This window comes from Streptomyces griseosporeus (assembly GCF_014656055.1).
GTDB classification, from domain to species: Bacteria; Actinomycetota; Actinomycetes; order Streptomycetales; family Streptomycetaceae; genus Streptomyces; species Streptomyces griseosporeus.
The window spans coordinates 744,521-764,915 of sequence record NZ_BNBR01000005.1 but is presented as its reverse complement, the minus strand read 5'-3'; the positions used below and the strand labels follow the sequence as shown (position 1 = coordinate 764,915).

The following is a 20,395-nucleotide window of genomic DNA, read 5'->3' as shown; positions in this document are numbered from 1 at the left end:
CGCCAGCGTTCGTCCTGAGCCAGGATCAAACTCTCCGTGAATGTTTACCGGTAATCCGGTGCACACACACGAGAGCGGAACAGTCAGGCGGAATAGGCCCGACCGTTCACAGCGTCCTCGCTGTGTTTTTTCAAAGGAACCTCGACCATCGGAAACCCGATGGACGGGGTATCAACATATCTGGCGTTGACTTTTGGCACGCTGTTGAGTTCTCAAGGAACGGTCGCTTCCTTTGTACTCACCCTCTCGGGCTTTCCTCCGGGCTTCCCTTCGGTCTTGCGTTTCCGACTCTACCAGATCTTTTCTCGACCCGATTTCCTCGGTGCTTTCCAGGTTCCCGCTCTCGCGTTTCCCTTTCCGGCGGTTCCGACTCTATCAGATCCTTTCGGCGTCTGATTCCCAGTCAGAGGGGGTTGCCTCTCCGGCCGTTGGGCGGCCGTTGCGACGAGTGAGACTTTAGCGGATTCCCGGCTCCCGAGCTAATCGGGGGCCCTGTCCTTTCGAACGGGGATTCCTCATTTCGCGAATACACATGCCAATGACGCGGCGAGCGGACGACAGACACGTCGAACGTTCGTCGAGTAGTGGAGGTACTTGCGGAATGGCTGTCCGGGGACCGACCGGGGTCGGCGCTCACGTCGGACAACTCGGAGAACACTACGCACCCGAGTGGGGTGTGTCAACTGCCCTCCTGACCGCACCCTCACGGCGTACGCTGGGGTGCATGACCAAGCGTACGTGCACCCAGTTCTGGTGGGCCGCCTGACGGCGGCCGACTCACGTATGCACTCGACGGCCGCCGCCCCGGCGGCCGTTTCTGTATCTCCCTCCAGGGCTCCAGGGGGCGGCCGGCCGGAAGCGGCGGCCCGGAGCAGGAGGTGGAGAGATGAAGCGGGTCTTCAGCGGGATTCAGCCGACCGGGCATCTGACGCTGGGCAACTACCTGGGCGCCATGCGGCGGTGGGCCGAGGTCGATCAGCACCGGGCCGACGCGCTGTTCTGCGTGGTCGACCTGCACGCGCTGACCGTGGAGCACGATCCGGCGCGGGTGCGCAGGCTCAGCCGGCAGGCGGCGACGCTGCTGCTGGCGTCGGGGCTCGATCCGGAGGCGTGCACGCTCTTCGTGCAGAGCCATGTGGACGAGCACGCGCGGCTGTCGTACCTGCTGGAGTGCGTGGCGACCGACGGTGAGATGCGGCGGATGATCCAGTACAAGGAGAAGGCCGCGAAGGAGGCCGCCCGGGGCAGAAGCGTGCGGGTGTCGCTGCTGACGTATCCGGTGCTGATGGCGGCGGACATCCTGGCGTACGGGACGGACGAGGTGCCGGTCGGTGAGGACCAGGCGCAGCACGTGGAGCTGGCGCGGGATCTGGCGGTGCGGTTCAACCAGCGGTACGGGAGCACCTTCACCGTGCCGCGGGCGACGTTCCCGAAGGTCGCGGCGCGGGTGATGAACCTCCAGGAGCCCATGTCCAAGATGGGGAAGTCCGACGAGTCGGGGCTGGGGGTCGTCTATCTGCTGGACGAGCCGGACGTGGTGCGGAAGAAGGTGCTGCGGGCGGTGACCGACAGTGGGCGGGACGTCGTGTACGACCGGGTGGAGCGGCCCGGGGTGGCGAATCTGCTGGATGTGCTCGCCGCGTGCACGGGTGGGGATCCCAAGGTGCTGAGCGGGGAGTACGACTCCTACGGCGCGTTGAAGAAGGACACCGCGGAGGCCGTGGTGGAGGTGCTCCGGCCGGTGCAGGAGCGGCACCGGGAGCTGGTCGCCGATCCGGGGGCCGTGGACGAGGTGCTGCGGGCGGGTGCCGAGCGGGCGCGGGCGATGGCGCGGCCGACGGTGGACGCGGCCTACCGGGCGATCGGGCTGTTGCCGGCGCTCGCGGAGGCGCCGCTGAACGCCGCCCGGTAGGCGCGGGGGCTGGTGGCGAGGCGCGATGCAAAGTGCTGGCGCATCGTGACCTCGCTGCCGAAGCCTGCCCGGCGGGCGACCTCGGGCATGGGCAGGTCGGTGCGTTCGAGGAGCTTCTGGGCGGCGGCGACGCGCTGGTCGAGGAGCCAGCGCAGGGGTGTCGTACCGGTTTCCGCGGTGAAGTGGCGGGTGAAGGTGCGCGGGGACATGCCGGCCTGGGCGGCCAGGTCGGCGACGGTGAGCGGTTCGTGCAGGTGGCGCAGGGCGTGTTCGCGGACGGCGGCGAGGGTGTCGGCGTCGCGGTCGGCGCGCGGGGTGGGGCGTTCGATGAACTGGGCCTGGGTGCCGGTGCGGAAGGGGGCCGTGACCATGGAGCGGGCGATGGTGGCGGCGGCCTCGGCGCCGTGGGTGCGGCGGACGAGGTGGAGGCAGAGGTCGATGCCGGCAGCCGTACCGGCGGCGGTCCAGATGTTGTCGTCCTCGATGAACAGGGCGTCGGGGACGACGGTGACCGCGGGGTGCCGGGTGTGCAACTCGTCGACGAGGTTCCAGTGGGTGATGGCGCGGCGGCCGTCGAGGAGGCCGGCCTGGGCGAGGGTGAAGGCGCCGCCGCACAGGGCGGCGAGGGTGGTGCCGCGGGCGTGGGCGCGGCGGAGGGCGTCGAGGATCGGGGCGGGGGCCGGGCCGAGGTCGTCGAGGCCGGGGACGACGATCAGGTCGGCGCGGTCGAGCCAGGTCAGGGGGCGGTCGGGGTGGAGGGAGAGGCCGCCGCGCAGGGGGACGGGGGTGCGGTCGGCGCCGACGCGGCGCAGGTCGAAGGCGGGGGCGCCGCGGTCGGTGCGGTCGGCGCCCCAGACCTCGGTGATGACGGAGACGTCGAAGGCGCGGATGCCGGGGAAGGCGAGGAGCGCAACGCGGTAGGGGGCGGGGGCGGCGGGTGCTGTCCGGGCGGCCTGGGCCATGGTGGCAGTAAACCATCGATCGATGACTTCCGTGCCTCTGGGGCGGGGGTGGGCCCGGCGGCAGGATCGTGGGCATGGAGATCGCGGAGAACGCAGCGCTGGTGGTCGTGGATGTGCAGAAGGGCTTCGAGGAGGCCGGCTTCTGGGGGCAGCGGAACAACCCGGGGGCCGATGACAACATCGCCGCCCTCATCGACGTATGGCAGGCGACGGGGCGGCCGGTGGTGTTCGTGCGGCACGACTCGGTGAAGGCGGCATCGCCGTTGCGGACCGGGTACGTCGGCAACGAGCTGAAGGACTACGTGGAGCAGCGGCGGGGGAAGGGCGTCGGCCCTGAGCTGTTCCTGACGAAGACGGTGAACTCGGCGTTCCTCGGCACGCCGGATCTGGGGGCGTGGCTGACGGAGGCCGGGATCGGGCAGATCGTGCTGGTGGGGATCCAGACGAACATGTGCGTGGAGACGACCGCGCGGATGGGCGGGAATCTGGGGTACGACGTGGTCGTACCGCTGGATGCCACGCACACGTTCGATCTGGTGGGGCCGTTCGGCTGGCGGCGTACGGCCCAGGAGCTGGCGGAGGCGACGGCGGTGTCGCTGCACGGGGGCGGGTTCGCGCGGGTGGTGACGACGGAGGAGGTCGTCGGCGCCGCGGGGCGGTGAGTCCGCCCGCTCGGGTCAGTCCTTCTTGCCGGAGGCGAGTTCGCGGCTGCGGTCGCGGGCGGCTTCGAGGGCGGCGATGAGGGCGGCCCGTACGCCGTGGTTCTCCAGTTCGCGGATGGCGTTGATGGTCGTGCCGGCGGGCGAGGTGACGTTCTCGCGGAGCTTGACCGGGTGTTCGCCGCTGTCGCGGAGCATCGTCGCGGCGCCGATCGCGGACTGGACGATGAGGTCGTGGGCCTTGTCGCGGGGCAGGCCGAGCAGGATGCCGGCGTCGGTCATGGCCTCGACCAGGTAGAAGAAGTACGCCGGGCCGGAGCCGGACAGGGCGGTGCAGGCGTCCTGCTGGGACTCGGGGACGCGCAGGGTCTTGCCGACGGCGCCGAAGATCTCCTCGGCGTGGGCGAGGTGGTCGGCGGTGGCGTGGGTGCCGCCGGAGATGACGGACATGGCCTCGTCGACGAGGGCGGGGGTGTTCGTCATGACGCGGACGACGGGGGTGCCGCCGGTGAGGCGTTCCTCGATGAAGGCGGTGGTGATGCCGGCGGCTCCGCTGATGACCAGGCGGTCGGCGGGGACGTGCGGGGCGAGTTCGTCGAGGAGGGTGCCCATGTCCTGCGGCTTGACCGTGAGGATCAGGGTGTCGGCGGTCTTGGCGGCTTCGGCATTGGTGACGGGGGTGACGCCGTAGCGGGTGCGGAGTTCGTCGGCCCGTTCCTGGCGGCGGGCGGTGACGAGCAGGTCGGTGGGGGCCCAGCCGCCTCGGATCATTCCGCTGAGCAGGGCTTCGCCGATCTTGCCGGTGCCGAGGACTGCGACTTTCTGAGTCATGGCTGGGGGTGCCCTCCGGGGTGTGCGTCGTCCGGTCCAACGTCCTGGTCCATCGTCGCACCGGGGGCGGGGGTGGGGGGTGGGGTGTCCGGTGGGCGGGACGAGCCGGGCAGGGCCGGCCAGGCGGCTTGCGGGGGCGGGCCCGTCAGGCGTCCTGCGGGGGCGGGCCCGTCAGGCGGCTTGCGGGGGCGGGCCGGTCAGGGCGTCCTGCGGCGGAGGGTCGCGGCGCCGAGGCAGAGGACCAGGAGGGCGCAGCCGGCGACGACGAGGGCGTCGCGGACGAAGGCGGCGGTCATGTCGGTGTGGTGGAGGACCTCGTTCATGCCGTCGACGGCGTAGGACATGGGCAGGACGTCGGAGAACGCCTCCAGGGCGGGGTGCATGGTGTCGCGGGGTGTGAACAGGCCGCAGAGCAGGAGCTGGGGGAAGATCACCGCGGGCATGAACTGGACCGCCTGGAATTCCGAGGCCGCGAAGGCCGAGACGAACAGACCGAGGGCCGTGCCGAGGAGCGCGTCGAGCAGGGCGACGAGGAGCAGCAGCCAGGGGGAGCCGGTGACGTCGAGGTCGAGCGCCCACAGGGCGAGGCCGGTCGCCAGGGCGGACTGGATGATCGCGAGGGTGCCGAAGGCGAGGGCGTAGCCGGCGATGAGGTCGCCCTTGCCGAGGGGCAGGGCAAGGAGGCGTTCGAGGGTGCCGGAGGTGCGTTCGCGCAGGGTCGCGATCGAGGTGACCAGGAACATCGTGATCAGCGGGAAGATGCCGAGCAGGGACGCGCCGATGTTGTCGAAGGTGCGCGGGCTGCCGTCGAAGACGTAGCGCAGCAGGAACAGCATCACGCAGGGGATGAGGATCATCAGCGCGATGGTGCGAGGGTCGTGGCGGAGCTGGCGCAGGACGCGGGCGGCGGTGGCGAGGGTACGGGAGGCATTGAGGGCGCCGGTGGGGGCGGGGCGGGTGGCTGTCGTGGTGGTCGGGGTCGTCATCGGGCGGTCTCCTTGGCGTCCTGTGCGCGGCCTGCCGCCACGGCCTCGTCGACCAGGTGCAGGAAGGCTTCTTCGACCGTGTCGGTGCCGGTACGGGTGCGCAGGGCGTCCGGGGTGTCGTCGGCGAGGATCTCGCCCTCGCGCATGAGCAGGAGGCGGTGGCAGCGCTCGGCCTCGTCCATGACGTGCGAGGAGACGAGGAGGGTGGCGCCGCGCCGGTCGGCGATGTCGTGGAAGAGGTTCCACAGGTCGCGGCGGAGGACCGGGTCGAGGCCGACGGTCGGCTCGTCGAGGACGAGGAGTTCGGGGGTGCCGAGCAGCGCGACGGCGAGGGAGACGCGGTTGCGCTGGCCGCCGGAGAGGTTGCCGGCGAGGGCGTCGGCGTGGCTGGTGAGGTCGACGTCGGCGATGGCCCGGGTGACGTCGGCGTGGCGGCGGTCGGCGGCGGCGCGGCCCGGGTCGAGGATCGCCGCGAAGTAGTCGAGGTTCTGGCGGACGGTCAGGTCGTCGAAGACGGACGGGGCCTGGGTGACGTAGCCGATGCGGGTGCGCAGGGTGGGGTGGCCGGCGGGGCGGCCGAGGACCTTGAGGGTGCCGGTGACCTTGGCCTGGGTGCCGACGATCGACCGCATCAGCGTGGACTTGCCGCAGCCGGAGGGGCCGAGGAGGCCGGTGATCTGGCCGCGCGGGACGGTGAAGTCCAGGTGGCGCAGGACGGTGCGGGGGCCTCGGGTGACGGTGAGGGCGGTGGCTTCTATGGCTGTGCCGGCGGTGGCTTCCCGGGCTGCGCCGGCGGTGGCTTCCCGGGCTGCGCTCGGCGGGTCGGGCGCGTAATTCATCATGCGATGAATATTGCTCCTGGGTTCCCGTTCGGTCAAGAGGGAGCGGGCAGACATGGGTGAGCCGCGCCTGCCGAGGTTCGGCGGGCGCGGCTCCGGGGGCGGCTTCGGGGGCGGTGGGTTCAGGCGGTGGTCGCCACCAGCAGTTCCACGTCGTACGTCTCCTCGACGACGCCGTCCGGGAACAGGGCCAGCAGGCGGGTGCGCTCCTCGTCGAGGAAGGCGCCGCTGTGCTCCTCGCCGTGGACGAGGAAGACCGAGTGGCTGCCGAGGTTGGCGAGGTGCGTGTCGAGGGAGACCTCGCGGCTCCAGCGCACTTGGCGGTGGGTGAAGTCGAGGCGGCCGCTGGGGTCGGCGGTGAGCGAGTCCCGCGCGGCGCCCTTCCAGCCGGCGGCGTCGACGCCGAAGAGGACCCGTATCCGCTCCTGCTGCTCGGCGATCCACGGCACGTCCAGTGCGCTCGTGTTCCACCACAGGGCCAGCGCGCCGCCGGGACGCAGGACGCGTACCGCCTCCGGGACGGCGCGGGCCGGGTCGGCCCAGTGCCAGGACTGGGCGTAGGTGATCAGGTCGGCGGTGGCGGTGGCGAGGGGCAGGGCGTTGCCGTCGCCGCGGACCACGGGCACGTCGGGGAGGGTACGGCGGAACTGCGCCGCCATACCCTCGCCCGGCTCCACGGCGACGACCCGCGCGCCGCGCTTCCGCAGCAGCGCCGTCGCGATCCCGGTGCCGGCGCCGACGTCCGCGATCCGCGCCCCGGTGAGGGACCGGCCGGCCAGGTCCTCGATCGCGTCGAAGAGGGCGGGCGGGTAGGAGGGGCGGTTGGCGGCGTACTGGGCCGCGGCGGCGTTGAAGGAGTGGGCGCGGGCGCTGTGGGAGGGCGTGGCGGCTGTCATACGGCCATGATGGCGGCGGTGATCTCGGGGGACAGTCGGTTTTCGGACTGAGGTGGCGCGATCGGCGCCCCCCACCAAGACTGCGCGCGGGCGGTGTTGCCGCTGGGCGGAGGTGCAGGACGTGCCGGCCTAGGGCGTCTCCGCGAAGTCCCGTCTGCCGCCCGCTGCCCGGCGCGCCCTCTCGCCGCACCGGCCGGGCGGACGCCGCGACTTTGCGGACACGACCTAGGCCGTGTCTTTCGGATCAGCCCGACTCCGGGGGCGGTGCCTTCGTGGTGCCGGTGAGCGGGGCTTGGTGCGTGCAGCTGCAAGGCGGAGGAGGGAGTCGACGCGGCGCGTCGGCGACCGACGACAACGCGGCAGATGTGCGTGCCAAGCCCCGCGGCCCCGGGGTGATCCGAAAGACACGACCTAGCGCTTGCGGCGTTTCTTCGACGGGTTGCCCGTGCGGCGGGTCGTGCGCTTGGCGTGCCGGTCGAGGGCTTCCTCGTACTCGCGGCGGTGCAGCTGTTCGCCGGGGGCCTCGGTCAGGGAGCGGAAGAAGTAGGCGAGCAGCGAGCCGACGAAGCCGATGGCGAGCAGGCCGCGCAGGTTGGCGTGGCGGTCGGGGTCGGGGCGGCGGGTGAAGCCGTCCCAGGTGTGCCGGAAGGCGAGCGCGCTGCAGATCGCGAACATGGCGACGACCAGGATGTTCACCAGGCCGCCGGTGTCCGCGATCGCGATGCCCTCGTAGGCGAAGCGCAGGACCAGGCAGGAGGCGGCGGTCACGGCGAGGGAGCCGGCGGCGACGCCGATGCGGCGGGCGGTGTAGCCGTCCGTGTGCTCCACCCACGTCGTGCCGAAGAACCTCAGGGGCTCGGGCCGGGGGCCCGCGGGGGTGTCCGGGGTGCCGTTCTCGTCGCTGCTCACAGGACGATTATGGCTCTGGGGGTGCGGGCTGCCGGGTGGGGCGTCAGGAGCAGCGCGGCGCGACGTAGCCGTCGCTGCCCGTGTACACGTAGGCGTCCGAGACGAACTCGCCGTTGTCGATGTTGTCCCAGAGGTTGGTCGTGCCGTAGGGGCCGGTCACCGTGGTGCCCGGCGTCTGGCAGAAGATCGGGACCTTGGCGCCCTCGGCCAGCACCTTGAGAAGGCTGTATTCGGTACCCGGGCCGCTGCGGACGTTGAGGCGGACGCCCGGGGCCACGTCGTAGTAGCGCAGGGCGGCGGTCGCCGTACCGGACCAGCCCAGCACCATGAGGCAGGCGCCCGCGGCAGTGCCGGCCAGGAACAGGGATCTGCGTGAGCGCGACGTCATGTCGCTCCTCTCGTGAGGGGGTCAGCCGCAGCGGGACGCGACGTACCCGTCGCTGCCGGTGTTCACGTAGGCGTCCGAGACGAACTCGCCGTTGCCGATGTTGTCCCAGATGTTCGACGTGCCGTAGGGGCCGGTCACCGTGGTGCCGGGCGTCTGGCAGTAGATCACCACGCGGGAACCTTCCGGCAGCACGCGGACGATGGTGTAGTTCGTGCCCGGGCCGCTGCGCACGTTCAACCGCACACCGGGGGCGATCGCGTAGGTGCGCAGGCTCGTGGTGGTCAGGGCCTGCGTCTCGATGCCGCCCGCGGTCCCGTCCATGTGCTCGACAGACATGAAAATCCTCCCCCGTTGGGCCCCACGACTGTCATGGGGCACCGTTGATTCCCTCGTATCAAGCCATGAAACACATGTGCGCGACTCGCACGCGGAGACTAGCAAGCCGCCTCTGTCCCGTACGACTCATCGACTAGGCTCCGAGCGTCGCGCGCGCGGACGAACAGCACGGGGGGTCCCATGGCGCCACAGCGGAACATCGGAGCAGGCGCGGAAGCGGAACTTCCCGAGTACGCCGGTCACTACCGTCTCGAGTCATGCCTCGGCTCCGGCGGCATGGGCGTCGTCCACCTGGCCCGCAGTACCTCGGGCATGAAGCTCGCGGTGAAGGTCGTACACGCCGAGTTCGCGCGGGATCCGGAGTTCAGAGGCCGTTTCCGGCAGGAAGTGGCCGCCGCGCGCCGGGTGAGCGGGGCCTTCACCGCGCCGGTCGTCGACGCCGACCCGGAGGCCGAACGGCCCTGGATGGCCACGCTGTTCATCCCCGGGCCGACCCTCTCCGACCATGTGAAGCGGAACGGGCCGATGGCGCCGGAGCAGTTGCGCCGGCTGATGGCCGGGCTCGCGGAGGCGCTGCGCGACATCCACCGGGTCGGGGTGGTGCACCGGGACCTCAAACCGAGCAACGTGCTCCTCGCCGAGGACGGGCCGAAGGTCATCGACTTCGGCATTTCTCGGCCAACGGACAGCGAACTGCGGACCGAGACGGGGAAGTTGATCGGCACGCCGCCGTTCATGGCGCCGGAGCAGTTCCGGCGGCCCCGGGAGGTCGGGCCGGCGGCGGACGTCTTCGCGCTCGGGTCGGTGCTGGTGCACGCGGCGACGGGGCGGGGGCCGTTCGACTCGGACAGTCCGTACGTGGTCGCCTACCAGGTCGTGCACGACGAGCCGGACCTGACCGGCGTACCGGCGGGTCTCGCCCCGCTCATCCTGCGCTGTCTCGCCAAGGAGCCCGAGGACCGGCCGAGTCCGGACGAGTTGATGCGCAGCCTGCGATCGGTGGCGGCGTCGTACGACACCCAGGCGTTCATACCGGCGCAGCGGACGGACGAGGAGCCCGCGCCCGAGCCCGGGGACGCGGAGAATGCGGTCGGGCCTTCGCACGGGACTCCGGCCGAGGCCCCGGCGCGGGCGCGTATGACGGGAAAGCGCCGGAAGGCCCTGCTCAGTGCGGGCGCGCTCCTCGTGGTGGCGGGCGGCGTGCTCGCCTCGGCGCAGTTGTTCGGCGAGGGGCACTCCGAGCCGAAGGACGTGGCCTCACGGGCCGCGTCCGCGGAGGTCCGGTCCTGGGCCGTACGGCCTCTGGCCGGGGCCGACGGTATGGCCCAGTGCTCCTACGGTGCGGGCAAGCTCCTGTGCGCCCGGCCCGGCACGGTCTTCGCCCTCGACCCGTCGACCGGCTCGGTGCTGTGGCGGCGTGCCGTGCCCGACACACCGGGGAGCGGTCCGCCGGTGGTGTCCGGCGGTCTGGTCCAGCCACCGACCCAGCAGCGCAGGCAGCTGGCGGCGCTCGATCCGGCTTCGGGGACGGCTCGCTGGCAGCGGACGATGCCCGCGTTCGACGCGGTGGCGCCCGCCGGCGGCACGCTCCTGCTCACGGGGACCGACGGGCGGGTGACCGGCGTGGACAGCACGTCGGGGCAGGTGCGGTGGAGCCGCAGGATTCCCGGCCAGAGCATGCCGTTCTTCGCGTCGTTCGCCGGAGACCCCCTGGCCTACGCCGCGACGGTTTCCGACGACGGTTCCACCCGTGTCACGGCGGTGGACCCCGGCACCGGGGACGTGCGGTGGGATGCCCGGCTGCGTGGTGCGCTGCAGCCGGTGGGCTCAGGGCGGGGGTCGGTCTTCTTCCTGGTCGACGTCCCGGCCTCCGACGAGACGAAGGCCGTCGTCCGCTACACCCCCCGCACGGGGGCGACGCGCCGTGTGGCGCTTCCGGTGCCCCGGCTCGACGCCCAGGCCTCCGTGCACGGCGACGTGGTCCACATCCTGGCCGCCGGCGGGTCGTTGGAGGCCGTCGACATGAGCGCCGGGAAGCGGCTGTGGCATCTGGAGACTTCCATCAGCCGCGGTTCCGCGCCGGCCGCCGACGACGCCCATGTCTACGTCACCGCCGCCGACGGCAGACTGCTCGCCGTCGACGCCCGCAGTGGACGTCTCGTCGGGCAGACACCGCCCCGCCTGGGCGCCAACGCCGACGTGGTCCAGAGCGCCCTGCCGCGGCCCGTCCTCCACGGCACCCACGTCTACGCCTCCGCCCCCGACGGCACCCTCTTCGCCGTGGACGGGCGGGATCCGGGCGGGTGGTGACGGGCGGCGGGCGCCGGGTGTGCGAAAGGGCCGCCCCCTGCTGGAGGCGGCCCCTGCCGGAGTTCGGTCAGCCCAGCTTGGAGACGTCCCGGACGGCGCCCTTGTCGGCGCTGGTCGCCATCGCGGCGTAGGCGCGCAGGGCCGCGGAGACCTTGCGGTCGCGGTTCTTCGGGGCGTACACGCCGTTCAGGGCCTGCTCGCGGCGGGCCAGTTCCGCGTCGTCGACCAGCAGCTCGATGCTGCGGTTCGGGATGTCGATGCGGATGCGGTCGCCGTCCTCGACGAGGGCGATGGTGCCGCCGGAGGCCGCCTCGGGGGACGCGTGGCCGATGGACAGGCCCGACGTGCCGCCGGAGAAGCGGCCGTCGGTGACCAGCGCGCAGGCCTTGCCGAGGCCGCGGCCCTTCAGGTACGAGGTCGGGTACAGCATCTCCTGCATGCCCGGGCCGCCCTTGGGCCCCTCGTAGCGGATGACGACGACGTCGCCCTCCTTGACCTGCTGGGTCAGGATCTTCTGGACGGCCTCCTCCTGCGACTCGCAGACGACCGCCGGGCCCTCGAAGGTCCAGATCGACTCGTCGACGCCCGCGGTCTTCACCACGCAGCCGTCGACGGCCAGGTTGCCCTTGAGGACCGCGAGGCCGCCGTCCTTGGAGTAGGCGTGCTCGGCGGAGCGGATGCAGCCGTTCTCGGCGTCGTCGTCCAGTGACTCCCAGCGCTCGGACTGGGAGAAGGCCTCGGCGGAGCGGACGCAGCCGGGCGCCGCGTGCCACAGCTCGACGGCCTCCGGGGACGGGGAGCCGCCGCGGATGTCCCAGGTCTTCAGCCAGTCGGCGAGGGAGGGGCTGTGGACCGAGTGGACGTCCTCGTTCAGCAGGCCCGCGCGGTGCAGCTCGCCGAGGAGGGCGGGGATGCCGCCGGCGCGGTGCACGTCCTCCATGTAGTACGTGCGGTTCTTGGCGACGTTCGGCGCGACCTTCGCCAGGCACGGCACGCGGCGGGAGACGGCGTCGATCTCGTCCAGGCCGAAGGGCACGCCCGCCTCCTGGGCGGCGGCCAGCAGGTGCAGGATCGTGTTGGTGGAGCCGCCCATTGCGATGTCCAGCGCCATGGCGTTCTCGAACGCCTGGAAGGTGGCGATGTTGCGCGGCAGGGCCGACTCGTCGTCCTGCTCGTAGTAGCGGCGGACCAGGTCCATCACGGTGTGCGCGGCGTCGACGTAGAGCTGCTTGCGCGCGGTGTGGGTGGCGAGGACCGAGCCGTTGCCGGGGAGGGAGAGGCCGATCGCCTCGGTCAGGCAGTTCATCGAGTTGGCGGTGAACATGCCGGAACAGCTGCCGCAGGTCGGACAGGCGTTCTCCTCGATACGGAGGATGTCCTCGTCCGAGATCTTGTCGTTCACGGCGTCGGAGATCGCGTCGACCAGGTCGAGCGTGCGGACCGTGCCGTCGACGAGGGTGGCGCGGCCGGACTCCATCGGGCCGCCGGAGACGAAGACCGTCGGGATGTTCAGGCGCAGGGCCGCGTTGAGCATGCCCGGGGTGATCTTGTCGCAGTTGGAGATGCAGACCAGGGCGTCGGCGCAGTGCGCCTCGACCATGTACTCCACGCTGTCCGCGATCAGGTCGCGGGAGGGGAGGCTGTACAGCATGCCGCCGTGGCCCATCGCGATGCCGTCGTCGACGGCGATCGTGTTGAACTCGCGCGGGATGCCGCCCGCCTCGCGGATCGCCTCGCTGACGATCCGGCCGACCGGGGCCAGGTGGGTGTGGCCGGGGACGAACTCGGTGAAGGAGTTCGCGACGGCGATGATCGGCTTCCGGCCGATGTCCGCACCGGGTACACCGGAGGCGCGCATCAGGGCGCGGGCGCCCGCCATGTTGCGGCCGTGGGTGACTGTGCGGGACCTCAGCTCGGGCATCGTCGCTCGCTCCTTCTCAGACCTTCGGTCAGAGTCCTCTGACTTCAGTCGAGCGTACGCCGGTCATCCAGGGGGCGGGACAGAGTGTCCGGAATGCGGGACGGGTGTCTCGCGGAGGGCGTCTCCGGGGCGCGCGTCGCACCAGGGGGGCGCGAGGCGATTCAGGCGCCGGTCAGGTGCGTCTGTACGACGGGGGCCAGCCGTGCGATGACCTGTTCGACGTCCGCCGAGGCCAGCGGCTCGACCTTGATCACGTACCGCAGCATCGCCGTACCGACCAGCTGCGCCGCCGCCAGCTCGGCGCGCAGCTCGGCATCCTCGGTCCCCAGCTCTCCGGCGATACGGCGCAGGAGCTGGGCGGAGACCAGGCGGCGCAGGGCCGCCGCCGCGGTGTCGTTGTTGACCGCCGAGCGGACGATCGCGAGGAGCGGGGTGCGGGTGGCGGGGTTCTCCCAGAGCCCGAAGATCATGCGGGTCATGCGCTCACCGGCGTCGGCGAGGGGTCCGGCGAGGACCGCGTCGCGCCCCTTCAGGGCGGGAGCGAAGGCGACCTCGATGGCCGCCTCGAACATCTGCTCCTTGGTGCCGAAGTAGTGGTGGACGAGGGCCGAGTCGACGCCGGCGGCCTTGGCGATGCCCCGGACGGATGTCTTCTCGTACCCACGTTCGGAGAACTCCGCGCGGGCCGCGGCCAGGATGCGGTCGCGCGTGTCGCCCGACTCGGCGCGCGGGGGGCGGCCTCGACGGCGGGTGGCGGGGTCGGGGGTGGTGGGGGGCGTGGACGCGCCCCGGCTGGGGGCATGGGAGCCGGTGGCGGGAGTGGGGCCGGTGGCAGGAGTGGAGCCGGTGGCGGGAGTGGAGCCGGTGCCGGAGGTCATCGCCGGGGCACCCTCGCCGCCGAGGCCAGGTGCAGGCGCGTGAACGCCAGGGCCTCCGCGAGGTCGGCCTCGCGCTCCGCGCCGGACATGGCCCGCCGGGTGTTGACCTCGATGACGACGTGGCCGTCGAAGCCGTTCAGCGCGAGGCGTTCCAGCACCTCGGCGCAGGGCTGGGTGCCGCGGCCGGGCACCAGGTGCTCGTCCTTGGCCGAACCGCGGCCGTCGGCGAGGTGGACGTGGCCGAGGCGGTCGCCCATGCGGTCGATCATGTCGAGCGCGTCGGTGCGGGCGGTCGCGGTGTGGCTGAGATCGATCGTGAAGTGGCGGTAGTCGTCCTTCGTGACGTCCCAGTCGGGGGCGTAGGCGAGCATCTCGCGGTCCCGGTAGCGCCACGGGTACATGTTCTCCACGGCGAATCGCACATCCGTCTCGCCGGCCATGCGCCAGATCCCGGTGACGAAGTCGCGCGCGTACTGCCGCTGCCAGCGGAAGGGCGGGTGGACGACGACCGTGCTCGCGCCCAGCTTCTCGGCCGCCGCTCTGGCGCGCTGGAGCTTGGTCCAGGGGTCGGTGGACCACACCCGCTGCGTGATGAGCAGGCACGGAGCATGGACGGCGAGGATCGGCATCCGGTGGTAGTCGCTGAGCCGGCGCAGTGCCTCGATGTCCTGGCTGACCGGGTCGGTCCACACCATGACCTCGACACCGTCGTAACCGAGGCGCGCGGCGATCTCGAAGGCCGTCGCCGTCGACTCCGGGTACACGGAGGCCGTCGACAGGGCGACCTTCGCATCCGGGATACGCACGACTGGCTCTGCCATGGGGGACAGGTTACGGGGTGCGGGTTTGTGGACGCGGGGTGTCTCCGCGCCGTTGTGGCGAGGGCCATAGTGGGGCGGCGCGGGTGGGGCACGGGTCGTTGTGGTGCAGGCCACGGCCGGGCCTCGCCGGTGCCGTGTGGACCATTGGGGCCGCTGGAGCCGTCGCGGTGCGGGTCATGGCCGAGGGCGGCGGGGATGTCAGGGCTCGGATGCCGGGCCCCGGCCGGTCCCCCGTCGCTACGCCGTCCCCAGATAGCTGCTACGCCGTCCCCCGATGGCTGCTACGCCGTCCCCAGATGGCCGCTACGCCGTCCCCATATGGTCGAGCCGCCGCAGGATCACGCCCTCCCGCAGCGCCCACGGGCATATCTCCAGGTTCTCCACGCCGAAGAGGTCCATCGCGCCCTCGGCCACCAGCGCGCCCGCGACGAGCTGGCCGGCCCGGCCCTCGGAGACGCCCGGCAGCTCGGCCCGCTGCTCCGCCGTCATGGCGGCCAGCTTCGGGACCCAGGCCTCCAGGGACTCCCGCTTCAGCTCGCGCTGCACGTACAGGCCCTCCGCGGAGCGGGCGGCGCCGGCGAGGCGGGCGAGCTGCTTGAAGGTCTTGGACGTGGCGACCACGTGGTCGGGGGCGCCGAAGCGGCTGAACTCGCCGACCGTACGGGCGATCTCGGCGCGGACATGACGTCGCAGGGCCCGCACGTCCTCGGCGTCGGGCGGGTCGCCGGGCAGCCAGGACGCCGTGAGCCGGCCCGCGCCGAGCGGCAGCGACACCGCGGCGTCGGGTTCCTCGTCGATGCCGTAGGCGATCTCCAGGGAGCCGCCGCCGATGTCGAGGACCAGCAGTTTCCCGGCGGACCAGCCGAACCAGCGGCGGGCGGCGAGGAAGGTGAGGCGGGCCTCCTCCTCGCCGGTGAGGACCTGCAGCTCGACCCCGGTCTCGGCCCGCACGCGGGCGAGGACCTCGTCGGCGTTGCCGGCCTCGCGCACCGCGGAGGTGGCGAACGGCAGCAGGTCCTCGACACCCTTGTCCTCGGCGGCCTGCAGGGCGTCCTTGACGACGGCGATCAGCCGGTCGACACCCTCGGGGGCGACGGCGCCGTGCTCGTCGAGGAGCTGGGCGAGGCGCAGTTCGACCTTGTGCGAGTGCGCGGGCAGCGGGCACGCGCCCGGGTGCGCATCCACGACCAGCAGATGCACCGTGTTCGATCCCACGTCGAGGACACCGAGTCTCATGGAGGGAACGCTACTGCCAGCGGCGCTGTCCTCGGCCACCCGTGCGGTGCCGGGGCCGGGCCCGGGCGGCATACCCTGGACACGTGCCAAAGACGAAAAAGGCGAAGGACGATAAGTCGCCCAAGACGGACGAAACCTCCACGGTTCCTTCGCAGGTGAAGGCGTCGAAGGACGCGAAGGAAGCGAGGGTGGGGAAGTCGGGGAAGCCGGCCAAGAAGGCGAGGACGCCCCTGGAGAGCGACGAGAAGGGGCTCGATTTCGCGCGCGCGTGGGTGGAGTTCCCTGATCCGGCGGACGACGAGCAGGTCTTCCGCTGCGATCTGACGTGGCTGACCTCTCGCTGGAACTGCATCTTCGGCAGCGGCTGCCAGGGCATCCAGGCGGGCCGCGCGGACGACGGCTGCTGCACGCTGGGGGCGCACTTCTCCGACGAGGACGACGAGCAGCGGGTCGCCGGGCATGTGGCGCGACTCACCCCGGACATCTGGCAGCACCACGCCGAGGGCACGCGCAACGGCTGGGTGTCGGAGGACGAGGACGGCGACCGGCAGACCCGGCCCTTCCAGGGCTCCTGCATCTTCCAGAACCGGCCTGGCTTCGCCGGTGGCGCGGGCTGCTCGCTGCACATCCTGGCGCTGCGTGAGGGCCGCGAGCCGCTGGAGACCAAGCCGGACGTCTGCTGGCAGCTGCCGATCCGCCGCACCTTCGACTGGATCGACCGGCCCGACGACACGCGCGTGCTCCAGGTGTCGATCGGTGAGTACGACCGCCGGGGCTGGGGTCCCGGCGGCCACGACCTGCACTGGTGGTGCACGTCGGCGACGTCGGCGCACGGTGCGGGCGAGCCGGTGTACGTCTCCTACCGGGCGGAGCTGACCGAGCTGATGGGCAAGGCCGGCTACGACCGTCTGGTCGAGCTGTGCGAGGAGCGGCTGGCCGGGCAGCTCCCGCTGCTGGCGCCGCATCCGGCGGATCCGGCCGGCTGAGCAGCGGCGCACGCGGGCGTACGGGGTGATCCGGGGCCCGGGTGACGTCTCACGATGTCGACGGGCTCGGGTCGCCGCTGTCGCTCGGCGGCGGTGTGGAGCCTCCCGGGTCGGACGAGGCCGGGTCGGTGGGCGTCGGGGACGGGTCGGGGCCGGGCGACGAGGGCGGGTCGCTGGGCGTCGGTTCGGTCGGGGCCGGGCTGGTGGGCGTCGGGTCCGGTGCGGGCGTGGACGGCGGTGGGTCGCTGGGGGTGCCCGGGTCGGGGTCGGGGCCCGGCGTGCCGGGATCGGAGGGGCCGGGGTCGGAGGGGCCGGGTGCGGTGCCGTAGCCCTCGATGGTGACGACGGCTCCGGCGGGTGAGATCGCCACCCGCGCGCTCCAGTACCCGGACGGCTCGCGCAGCTGGTCGACGTACACCTTGATCGTGAACGACTCGCCGGGCCGCAGGGTGCCCGAGGAGCGGCTCAGGTACAGCCAGGCGGAACCGGCCGCCGCCGACCAGCGCACCGGCTCGGATCCGCTGTTGGTGAGGGTGATGAGCGTGGTGGCGCCGTCGTGGCCGGCCGTGACGTCGAGGTGTCCGGCGCCCTTGCCGTGGGCGCCGGGCGCGCTGACGACCTTCACCGAGACGTCAGGGTGCGCCCCGTCGCCGAAGCGGGTGCCGGGGCGGGTGCTGGCGTTGCCGGCGTTCTCGTAGCCGCCCGCCGCCTCGCCCGCCAGGTTGCCGGCGCCGTCCTCCCGGCTGGCGTGGGCCGGGCCGCCGTCGGGGCCCTCGCCGGCCGGGCCGCCCCGGTAGGCCGCCCACAGGGCGAGCACCGGAGCCGCGACGACGGTGGCCACGACGGTGGTGGTGACGGCACGCGCGCGGAGGCGGTCCCGGCGGGCCGCGCGGTCCTTGGGGTCCATGGGGAAGCCGCGCCGGTCGAAGCGGGGCGCGGCGGCTCCTCGCGCGCGCGGGTGGTGCGCCATCGCCATGTGCAGGGCCGCGCGGGGCGCCTCCAGGACGGGCAGGGCGGCCGGGGTGACGGTCGCGCCGGGCCAGCGTCCCGGCAGGGCGCGCTCGGCGGTGCGGCGGCAGCGCGGGCAGTCGTCGACGTGCCGGACGAGTTCCCGGCGCAGGGTGCTGCTCAGCACGAACCGGCCGTCGCCGGTCAGTCCGGCGACGCTCGGGCAGGCGCCGGTCTCGACGACGGCCAGCGCCGCGCGCGTGCGCTCGACCTCGCAGGCGGCGGAGGCGAGCAGCTCGCGGGCGGCGGCCGGGTCCATGCCGAGGACGGCGGCGACCTCGTGGGCGGCGAGGTGGTGGCGTACGGCCAGCTCCAGCGCCTCGCGCTGCTCCGGGGTGGTGCCGGCCGCCTCGGGCCACGCGAGCCGGGCGAGCTCGCGGCGCCGCCGCTCCTGCTCCTCCGCGGAGAGCTGCGGGGCGCCGGAGCGCTCCTTGTGCTGGCCGTGGCGGCCGGCGGCATGGGTGGCCTGACGTTTCTGCTTGGCCTCGGCCAGCTTGCGCAGACACGCCCAGCGGGCCAGCGCGTACAGCCAGGCCCGGCGGTCGCCGGCCGCCTCCGGCACGCGCTGGCCGCGCCGCTCGGCGAGCGCGAGGACGTCGCCGAGGGCGGCGGTCGCGGCGTCGTGGTCGCACAGGACGGACAGGCAGTAGGTGAACAGTCCGTCCAGGTACGGCTCGTAGCGCGCGGGCGGCCGCTGCGCCAGCGTGTGCGCCGCCGCGCGGTCGCGCGCCTCCCGGTGCGCCCGGTGTGCGCCGGTGGTGCGGGTCGTGGTCTGCGGACTGCTGCTCATCACCCGTGCGACCGTAGGCGCCATGAGCAGGGACGATCTCTCACCTTGAGCACTTTTAATCCGTACGGGTGAAACGATCCCTCAATAGGGGACAGGAACCTCCCGTTCCGTGGCTCGTTCGCGTCGCGCTGGCCGGATCACGCGGCTGGAACGGGGGCCGTCCGGGACGCGGAACGCCCGGGAAACCGGCCCGCGCGTCACCGCCCTGTCCACAGGCGCGGCCCGCTGTCAGTGGCGGCGGCTACGGTTTCCCCATGGCTGCCCGTACCAAGACCACCAAGGACCGTCCCTCCTACCGCTGCACGGAATGCGGCTGGCAGACGGCGAAGTGGCTCGGCCGCTGCCCCGAATGCCAGGCCTGGGGCACGGTCGAGGAGTACGGCGCGCCCGCGGTCCGTACGACGACACCGGGCCGTGTGACCACCTCCGCGCTCCCCATCGGCCAGGTCGACGGCCGCCGGGCCACCGCCCGCTCCACCGGCGTGCCGGAGCTGGACCGGGTCCTCGGCGGCGGTCTCGTGCCCGGCGCGGTGGTGCTGCTCGCGGGCGAGCCCGGCGTCGGCAAGTCCACCCTGCTCCTCGACGTGGCGGCCAAGTCGGCGAGCGAGGAGCACCGCACGCTCTACGTCACGGGCGAGGAGTCCGCCAGCCAGGTCCGCCTGCGCGCCGACCGCATCGGCGCCCTCCACGACGACCTGTATCTCGCCGCCGAGACCGACCTGGCCGCCGTCCTCGGCCATCTGGACGCGGTCAAGCCGTCCCTGCTGATCCTGGACTCGGTGCAGACCGTCGCCTCCCCGGAGATCGACGGCGCGCCCGGCGGCATGGCCCAGGTGCGCGAGGTCGCGGGCGCCCTGATCCGCGCCTCCAAGGAGCGCGGCATGTCCACGCTGCTCGTGGGCCACGTCACCAAGGACGGCGCGATCGCCGGTCCCCGCCTGCTGGAGCACCTCGTCGACGTCGTCCTGCACTTCGAGGGCGACCGCCACGCCCGCCTGCGCCTCGTACGGGGCGTCAAGAACCGCTACGGCGCCACCGACGAGGTCGGCTGCTTCGAACTGCACGACGAGGGCATCACGGGCCTCGCGGACCCGAGCGGACTTTTCCTGACCCGTCGTGACGAACCGGTCCCGGGCACCTGTCTGACGGTCACCCTGGAGGGCCGCCGTCCGCTCGTCGCCGAAGTGCAGGCGCTCACCGTCGACTCGCAGATCCCCTCCCCGCGCCGCACCACCTCCGGCCTGGAGACGTCCCGGGTGTCGATGATGCTGGCGGTGCTGGAGCAGCGCGGCCGCATCAGCAGCCTGGGCAAAAGGGACATCTACTCCGCGACGGTCGGCGGGGTGAAGCTCTCCGAGCCCGCCGCCGACCTCGCCGTCGCCCTGGCCCTCGCCTCCGCCGCCAGCGACACCCCGCTGCCGAAGAATCTCGTGGCGATCGGCGAGGTAGGCCTCGCGGGCGAGGTCAGACGGGTCACGGGCGTGCAGCGCAGGCTCGCGGAGGCGCAGCGGCTGGGCTTCACGCACGCGCTCGTGCCGAGCGATCCGGGCAGGGTTCCGGCCGGTATGAAGGTCCTGGAAGTCGCCGATATAGGGGACGCGCTGCGGGTGCTGCCGCGCTCGCGTCGCCGAGAGGCCCCACGGGAGGCGGAGGAGCGCCGGTAGACTTTGCCCTGGTCTCGCCCGTCCGTACGAACCGAGTGCGCGAAACGGGGCGCTTCAGAACCT

The 20,395-nt window shown here is 72.5% G+C and carries 18 protein-coding genes; 5 read left to right on the top strand and 13 right to left on the bottom strand.

Annotated features, from left to right (window positions below):
- Window positions 1–886: 886 nt before the first annotated feature.
- Window positions 887–1,912 carry a tryptophan--tRNA ligase gene (gene trpS / locus IE308_RS26595; protein WP_190219814.1) on the top strand — a complete coding sequence of 342 codons (1,026 nt, stop codon included), beginning with the start codon at window positions 887–889 and terminating at the stop codon, window positions 1,910–1,912.
- Here trpS and IE308_RS26590 read toward each other — a convergent pair.
- Window positions 1,852–2,874: a GlxA family transcriptional regulator gene (locus IE308_RS26590; RefSeq protein ID WP_190219813.1), complete on the bottom strand. Its 1,023-nt coding sequence runs from the start codon at window positions 2,872–2,874 to the stop codon at window positions 1,852–1,854. The genes trpS and IE308_RS26590 overlap by 61 nt on opposite strands.
- A 74-nt stretch (window positions 2,875–2,948) precedes the next feature.
- Between IE308_RS26590 and IE308_RS26585 the strand changes: the two genes are divergently transcribed.
- A complete protein-coding gene (locus IE308_RS26585; protein WP_190219812.1) occupies window positions 2,949–3,536 on the top strand; it encodes a cysteine hydrolase family protein in 588 nt (195 codons plus the stop codon).
- 15 nt (window positions 3,537–3,551) lie between these two features.
- Here the strand turns inward: IE308_RS26585 and proC are convergent, their stop codons facing one another.
- The 7 genes from proC to IE308_RS26550 form a co-directional block, all read right to left on the bottom strand.
- Complete coding sequence (gene proC, locus IE308_RS26580; RefSeq protein ID WP_190219811.1) at window positions 3,552–4,364, bottom strand: pyrroline-5-carboxylate reductase; 813 nt, start codon at window positions 4,362–4,364, stop codon at window positions 3,552–3,554.
- Between the two features lie 197 nt (window positions 4,365–4,561).
- Window positions 4,562–5,350 carry an ABC transporter permease gene (locus IE308_RS26575; protein ID WP_190219810.1) on the bottom strand — a complete coding sequence of 263 codons (789 nt, stop codon included), beginning with the start codon at window positions 5,348–5,350 and terminating at the stop codon, window positions 4,562–4,564.
- Window positions 5,347–6,192: an ABC transporter ATP-binding protein gene (locus IE308_RS26570; protein WP_229909117.1), complete on the bottom strand. Its 846-nt coding sequence runs from the start codon at window positions 6,190–6,192 to the stop codon at window positions 5,347–5,349. Before IE308_RS26570 ends, IE308_RS26575 begins: the two co-directional genes overlap by 4 nt.
- Window positions 6,193–6,311: 119 nt before the next feature.
- A complete protein-coding gene (locus IE308_RS26565; RefSeq protein ID WP_190219809.1) occupies window positions 6,312–7,085 on the bottom strand; it encodes a class I SAM-dependent methyltransferase in 774 nt (257 codons plus the stop codon).
- A 411-nt stretch (window positions 7,086–7,496) separates the two neighbouring features.
- A complete protein-coding gene (locus tag IE308_RS26560) occupies window positions 7,497–7,994 on the bottom strand; it encodes an EamA/RhaT family transporter (RefSeq protein WP_190219808.1) in 498 nt (165 codons plus the stop codon).
- A gap of 43 nt (window positions 7,995–8,037) precedes the next feature.
- Window positions 8,038–8,322 (bottom strand): peptidase, encoded by a 285-nt coding sequence (locus tag IE308_RS26555; RefSeq protein WP_190219868.1) that lies wholly within the window; start codon window positions 8,320–8,322, stop codon window positions 8,038–8,040.
- 81 nt (window positions 8,323–8,403) lie between these two features.
- Window positions 8,404–8,718, bottom strand: coding sequence for an SH3 domain-containing protein (locus IE308_RS26550; RefSeq protein WP_190219807.1), 315 nt, complete (start codon window positions 8,716–8,718; stop codon window positions 8,404–8,406).
- A 180-nt stretch (window positions 8,719–8,898) separates the two neighbouring features.
- Here IE308_RS26550 and IE308_RS26545 point away from each other — a divergent pair, with 180 nt between their 5' ends.
- On the top strand, window positions 8,899–11,028 hold the full coding sequence (locus IE308_RS26545) for a serine/threonine-protein kinase (protein ID WP_190219806.1): 2,130 nt from the start codon (window positions 8,899–8,901) through the stop codon (window positions 11,026–11,028).
- Window positions 11,029–11,095: 67 nt separating this feature from the next.
- On the opposite strand, the gene ilvD is transcribed toward IE308_RS26545, so the two are convergent.
- From ilvD to IE308_RS26525, 4 genes are all read right to left on the bottom strand, one after another.
- The gene (gene ilvD, locus IE308_RS26540; protein ID WP_190219805.1) at window positions 11,096–12,949 is read right to left on the bottom strand and encodes a dihydroxy-acid dehydratase; all 1,854 of its coding nucleotides are present in this window, start codon (window positions 12,947–12,949) and stop codon (window positions 11,096–11,098) included.
- 161 nt (window positions 12,950–13,110) lie between these two features.
- Complete coding sequence (locus IE308_RS26535) at window positions 13,111–13,827, bottom strand: TetR/AcrR family transcriptional regulator (protein ID WP_190219804.1); 717 nt, start codon at window positions 13,825–13,827, stop codon at window positions 13,111–13,113.
- On the bottom strand, window positions 13,824–14,648 hold the full coding sequence (locus tag IE308_RS26530) for a sugar phosphate isomerase/epimerase family protein (protein ID WP_110629603.1): 825 nt from the start codon (window positions 14,646–14,648) through the stop codon (window positions 13,824–13,826). The genes IE308_RS26535 and IE308_RS26530 overlap by 4 nt, the downstream gene beginning before the upstream one ends.
- 303 nt (window positions 14,649–14,951) lie before the next feature.
- Complete coding sequence (locus IE308_RS26525) at window positions 14,952–15,884, bottom strand: Ppx/GppA family phosphatase (RefSeq protein ID WP_110629602.1); 933 nt, start codon at window positions 15,882–15,884, stop codon at window positions 14,952–14,954.
- Between the two features lie 83 nt (window positions 15,885–15,967).
- Between IE308_RS26525 and IE308_RS26520 the strand changes: the two genes are divergently transcribed.
- The gene (locus IE308_RS26520) at window positions 15,968–16,870 is read left to right on the top strand and encodes a DUF3109 family protein (RefSeq protein WP_190219803.1); all 903 of its coding nucleotides are present in this window, start codon (window positions 15,968–15,970) and stop codon (window positions 16,868–16,870) included.
- 49 nt (window positions 16,871–16,919) lie between these two features.
- Here IE308_RS26520 and IE308_RS26515 read toward each other — a convergent pair whose 3' ends face one another.
- Window positions 16,920–18,671, bottom strand: a complete 1,752-nt coding sequence (locus tag IE308_RS26515; protein ID WP_190219802.1) for a BACON domain-containing protein — start codon at window positions 18,669–18,671, stop codon at window positions 16,920–16,922.
- 251 nt (window positions 18,672–18,922) lie between these two features.
- Between IE308_RS26515 and radA the strand changes: the two genes are divergently transcribed.
- The gene (gene radA / locus IE308_RS26510; protein ID WP_110629600.1) at window positions 18,923–20,332 is read left to right on the top strand and encodes a DNA repair protein RadA; all 1,410 of its coding nucleotides are present in this window, start codon (window positions 18,923–18,925) and stop codon (window positions 20,330–20,332) included.
- The last annotated feature ends 63 nt before the right edge of the window (window positions 20,333–20,395 follow it).

Coding starts and splice junctions, on each gene's coding strand:
- trpS (WP_190219814.1), top strand. CDS start 887: ATGAAGCGGGTCTTCAGCGGGATTCAGCCGACCGGGCATCTGACGCTG.
- IE308_RS26590 (WP_190219813.1), bottom strand. CDS start 2,874: ATGGCCCAGGCCGCCCGGACAGCACCCGCCGCCCCCGCCCCCTACCGC.
- IE308_RS26585 (WP_190219812.1), top strand. CDS start 2,949: ATGGAGATCGCGGAGAACGCAGCGCTGGTGGTCGTGGATGTGCAGAAG.
- proC (WP_190219811.1), bottom strand. CDS start 4,364: ATGACTCAGAAAGTCGCAGTCCTCGGCACCGGCAAGATCGGCGAAGCC.
- IE308_RS26575 (WP_190219810.1), bottom strand. CDS start 5,350: ATGACGACCCCGACCACCACGACAGCCACCCGCCCCGCCCCCACCGGC.
- IE308_RS26570 (WP_229909117.1), bottom strand. CDS start 6,192: ATGATGAATTACGCGCCCGACCCGCCGAGCGCAGCCCGGGAAGCCACC.
- IE308_RS26565 (WP_190219809.1), bottom strand. CDS start 7,085: ATGACAGCCGCCACGCCCTCCCACAGCGCCCGCGCCCACTCCTTCAAC.
- IE308_RS26555 (WP_190219868.1), bottom strand. CDS start 8,322: ATGGTGCTGGGCTGGTCCGGTACGGCGACCGCCGCCCTGCGCTACTAC.
- IE308_RS26550 (WP_190219807.1), bottom strand. CDS start 8,718: ATGTCTGTCGAGCACATGGACGGGACCGCGGGCGGCATCGAGACGCAG.
- IE308_RS26545 (WP_190219806.1), top strand. CDS start 8,899: ATGGCGCCACAGCGGAACATCGGAGCAGGCGCGGAAGCGGAACTTCCC.
- ilvD (WP_190219805.1), bottom strand. CDS start 12,949: ATGCCCGAGCTGAGGTCCCGCACAGTCACCCACGGCCGCAACATGGCG.
- IE308_RS26535 (WP_190219804.1), bottom strand. CDS start 13,827: ATGACCTCCGGCACCGGCTCCACTCCCGCCACCGGCTCCACTCCTGCC.
- IE308_RS26530 (WP_110629603.1), bottom strand. CDS start 14,648: ATGGCAGAGCCAGTCGTGCGTATCCCGGATGCGAAGGTCGCCCTGTCG.
- IE308_RS26525 (WP_110629602.1), bottom strand. CDS start 15,884: ATGAGACTCGGTGTCCTCGACGTGGGATCGAACACGGTGCATCTGCTG.
- radA (WP_110629600.1), top strand. CDS start 18,923: ATGGCTGCCCGTACCAAGACCACCAAGGACCGTCCCTCCTACCGCTGC.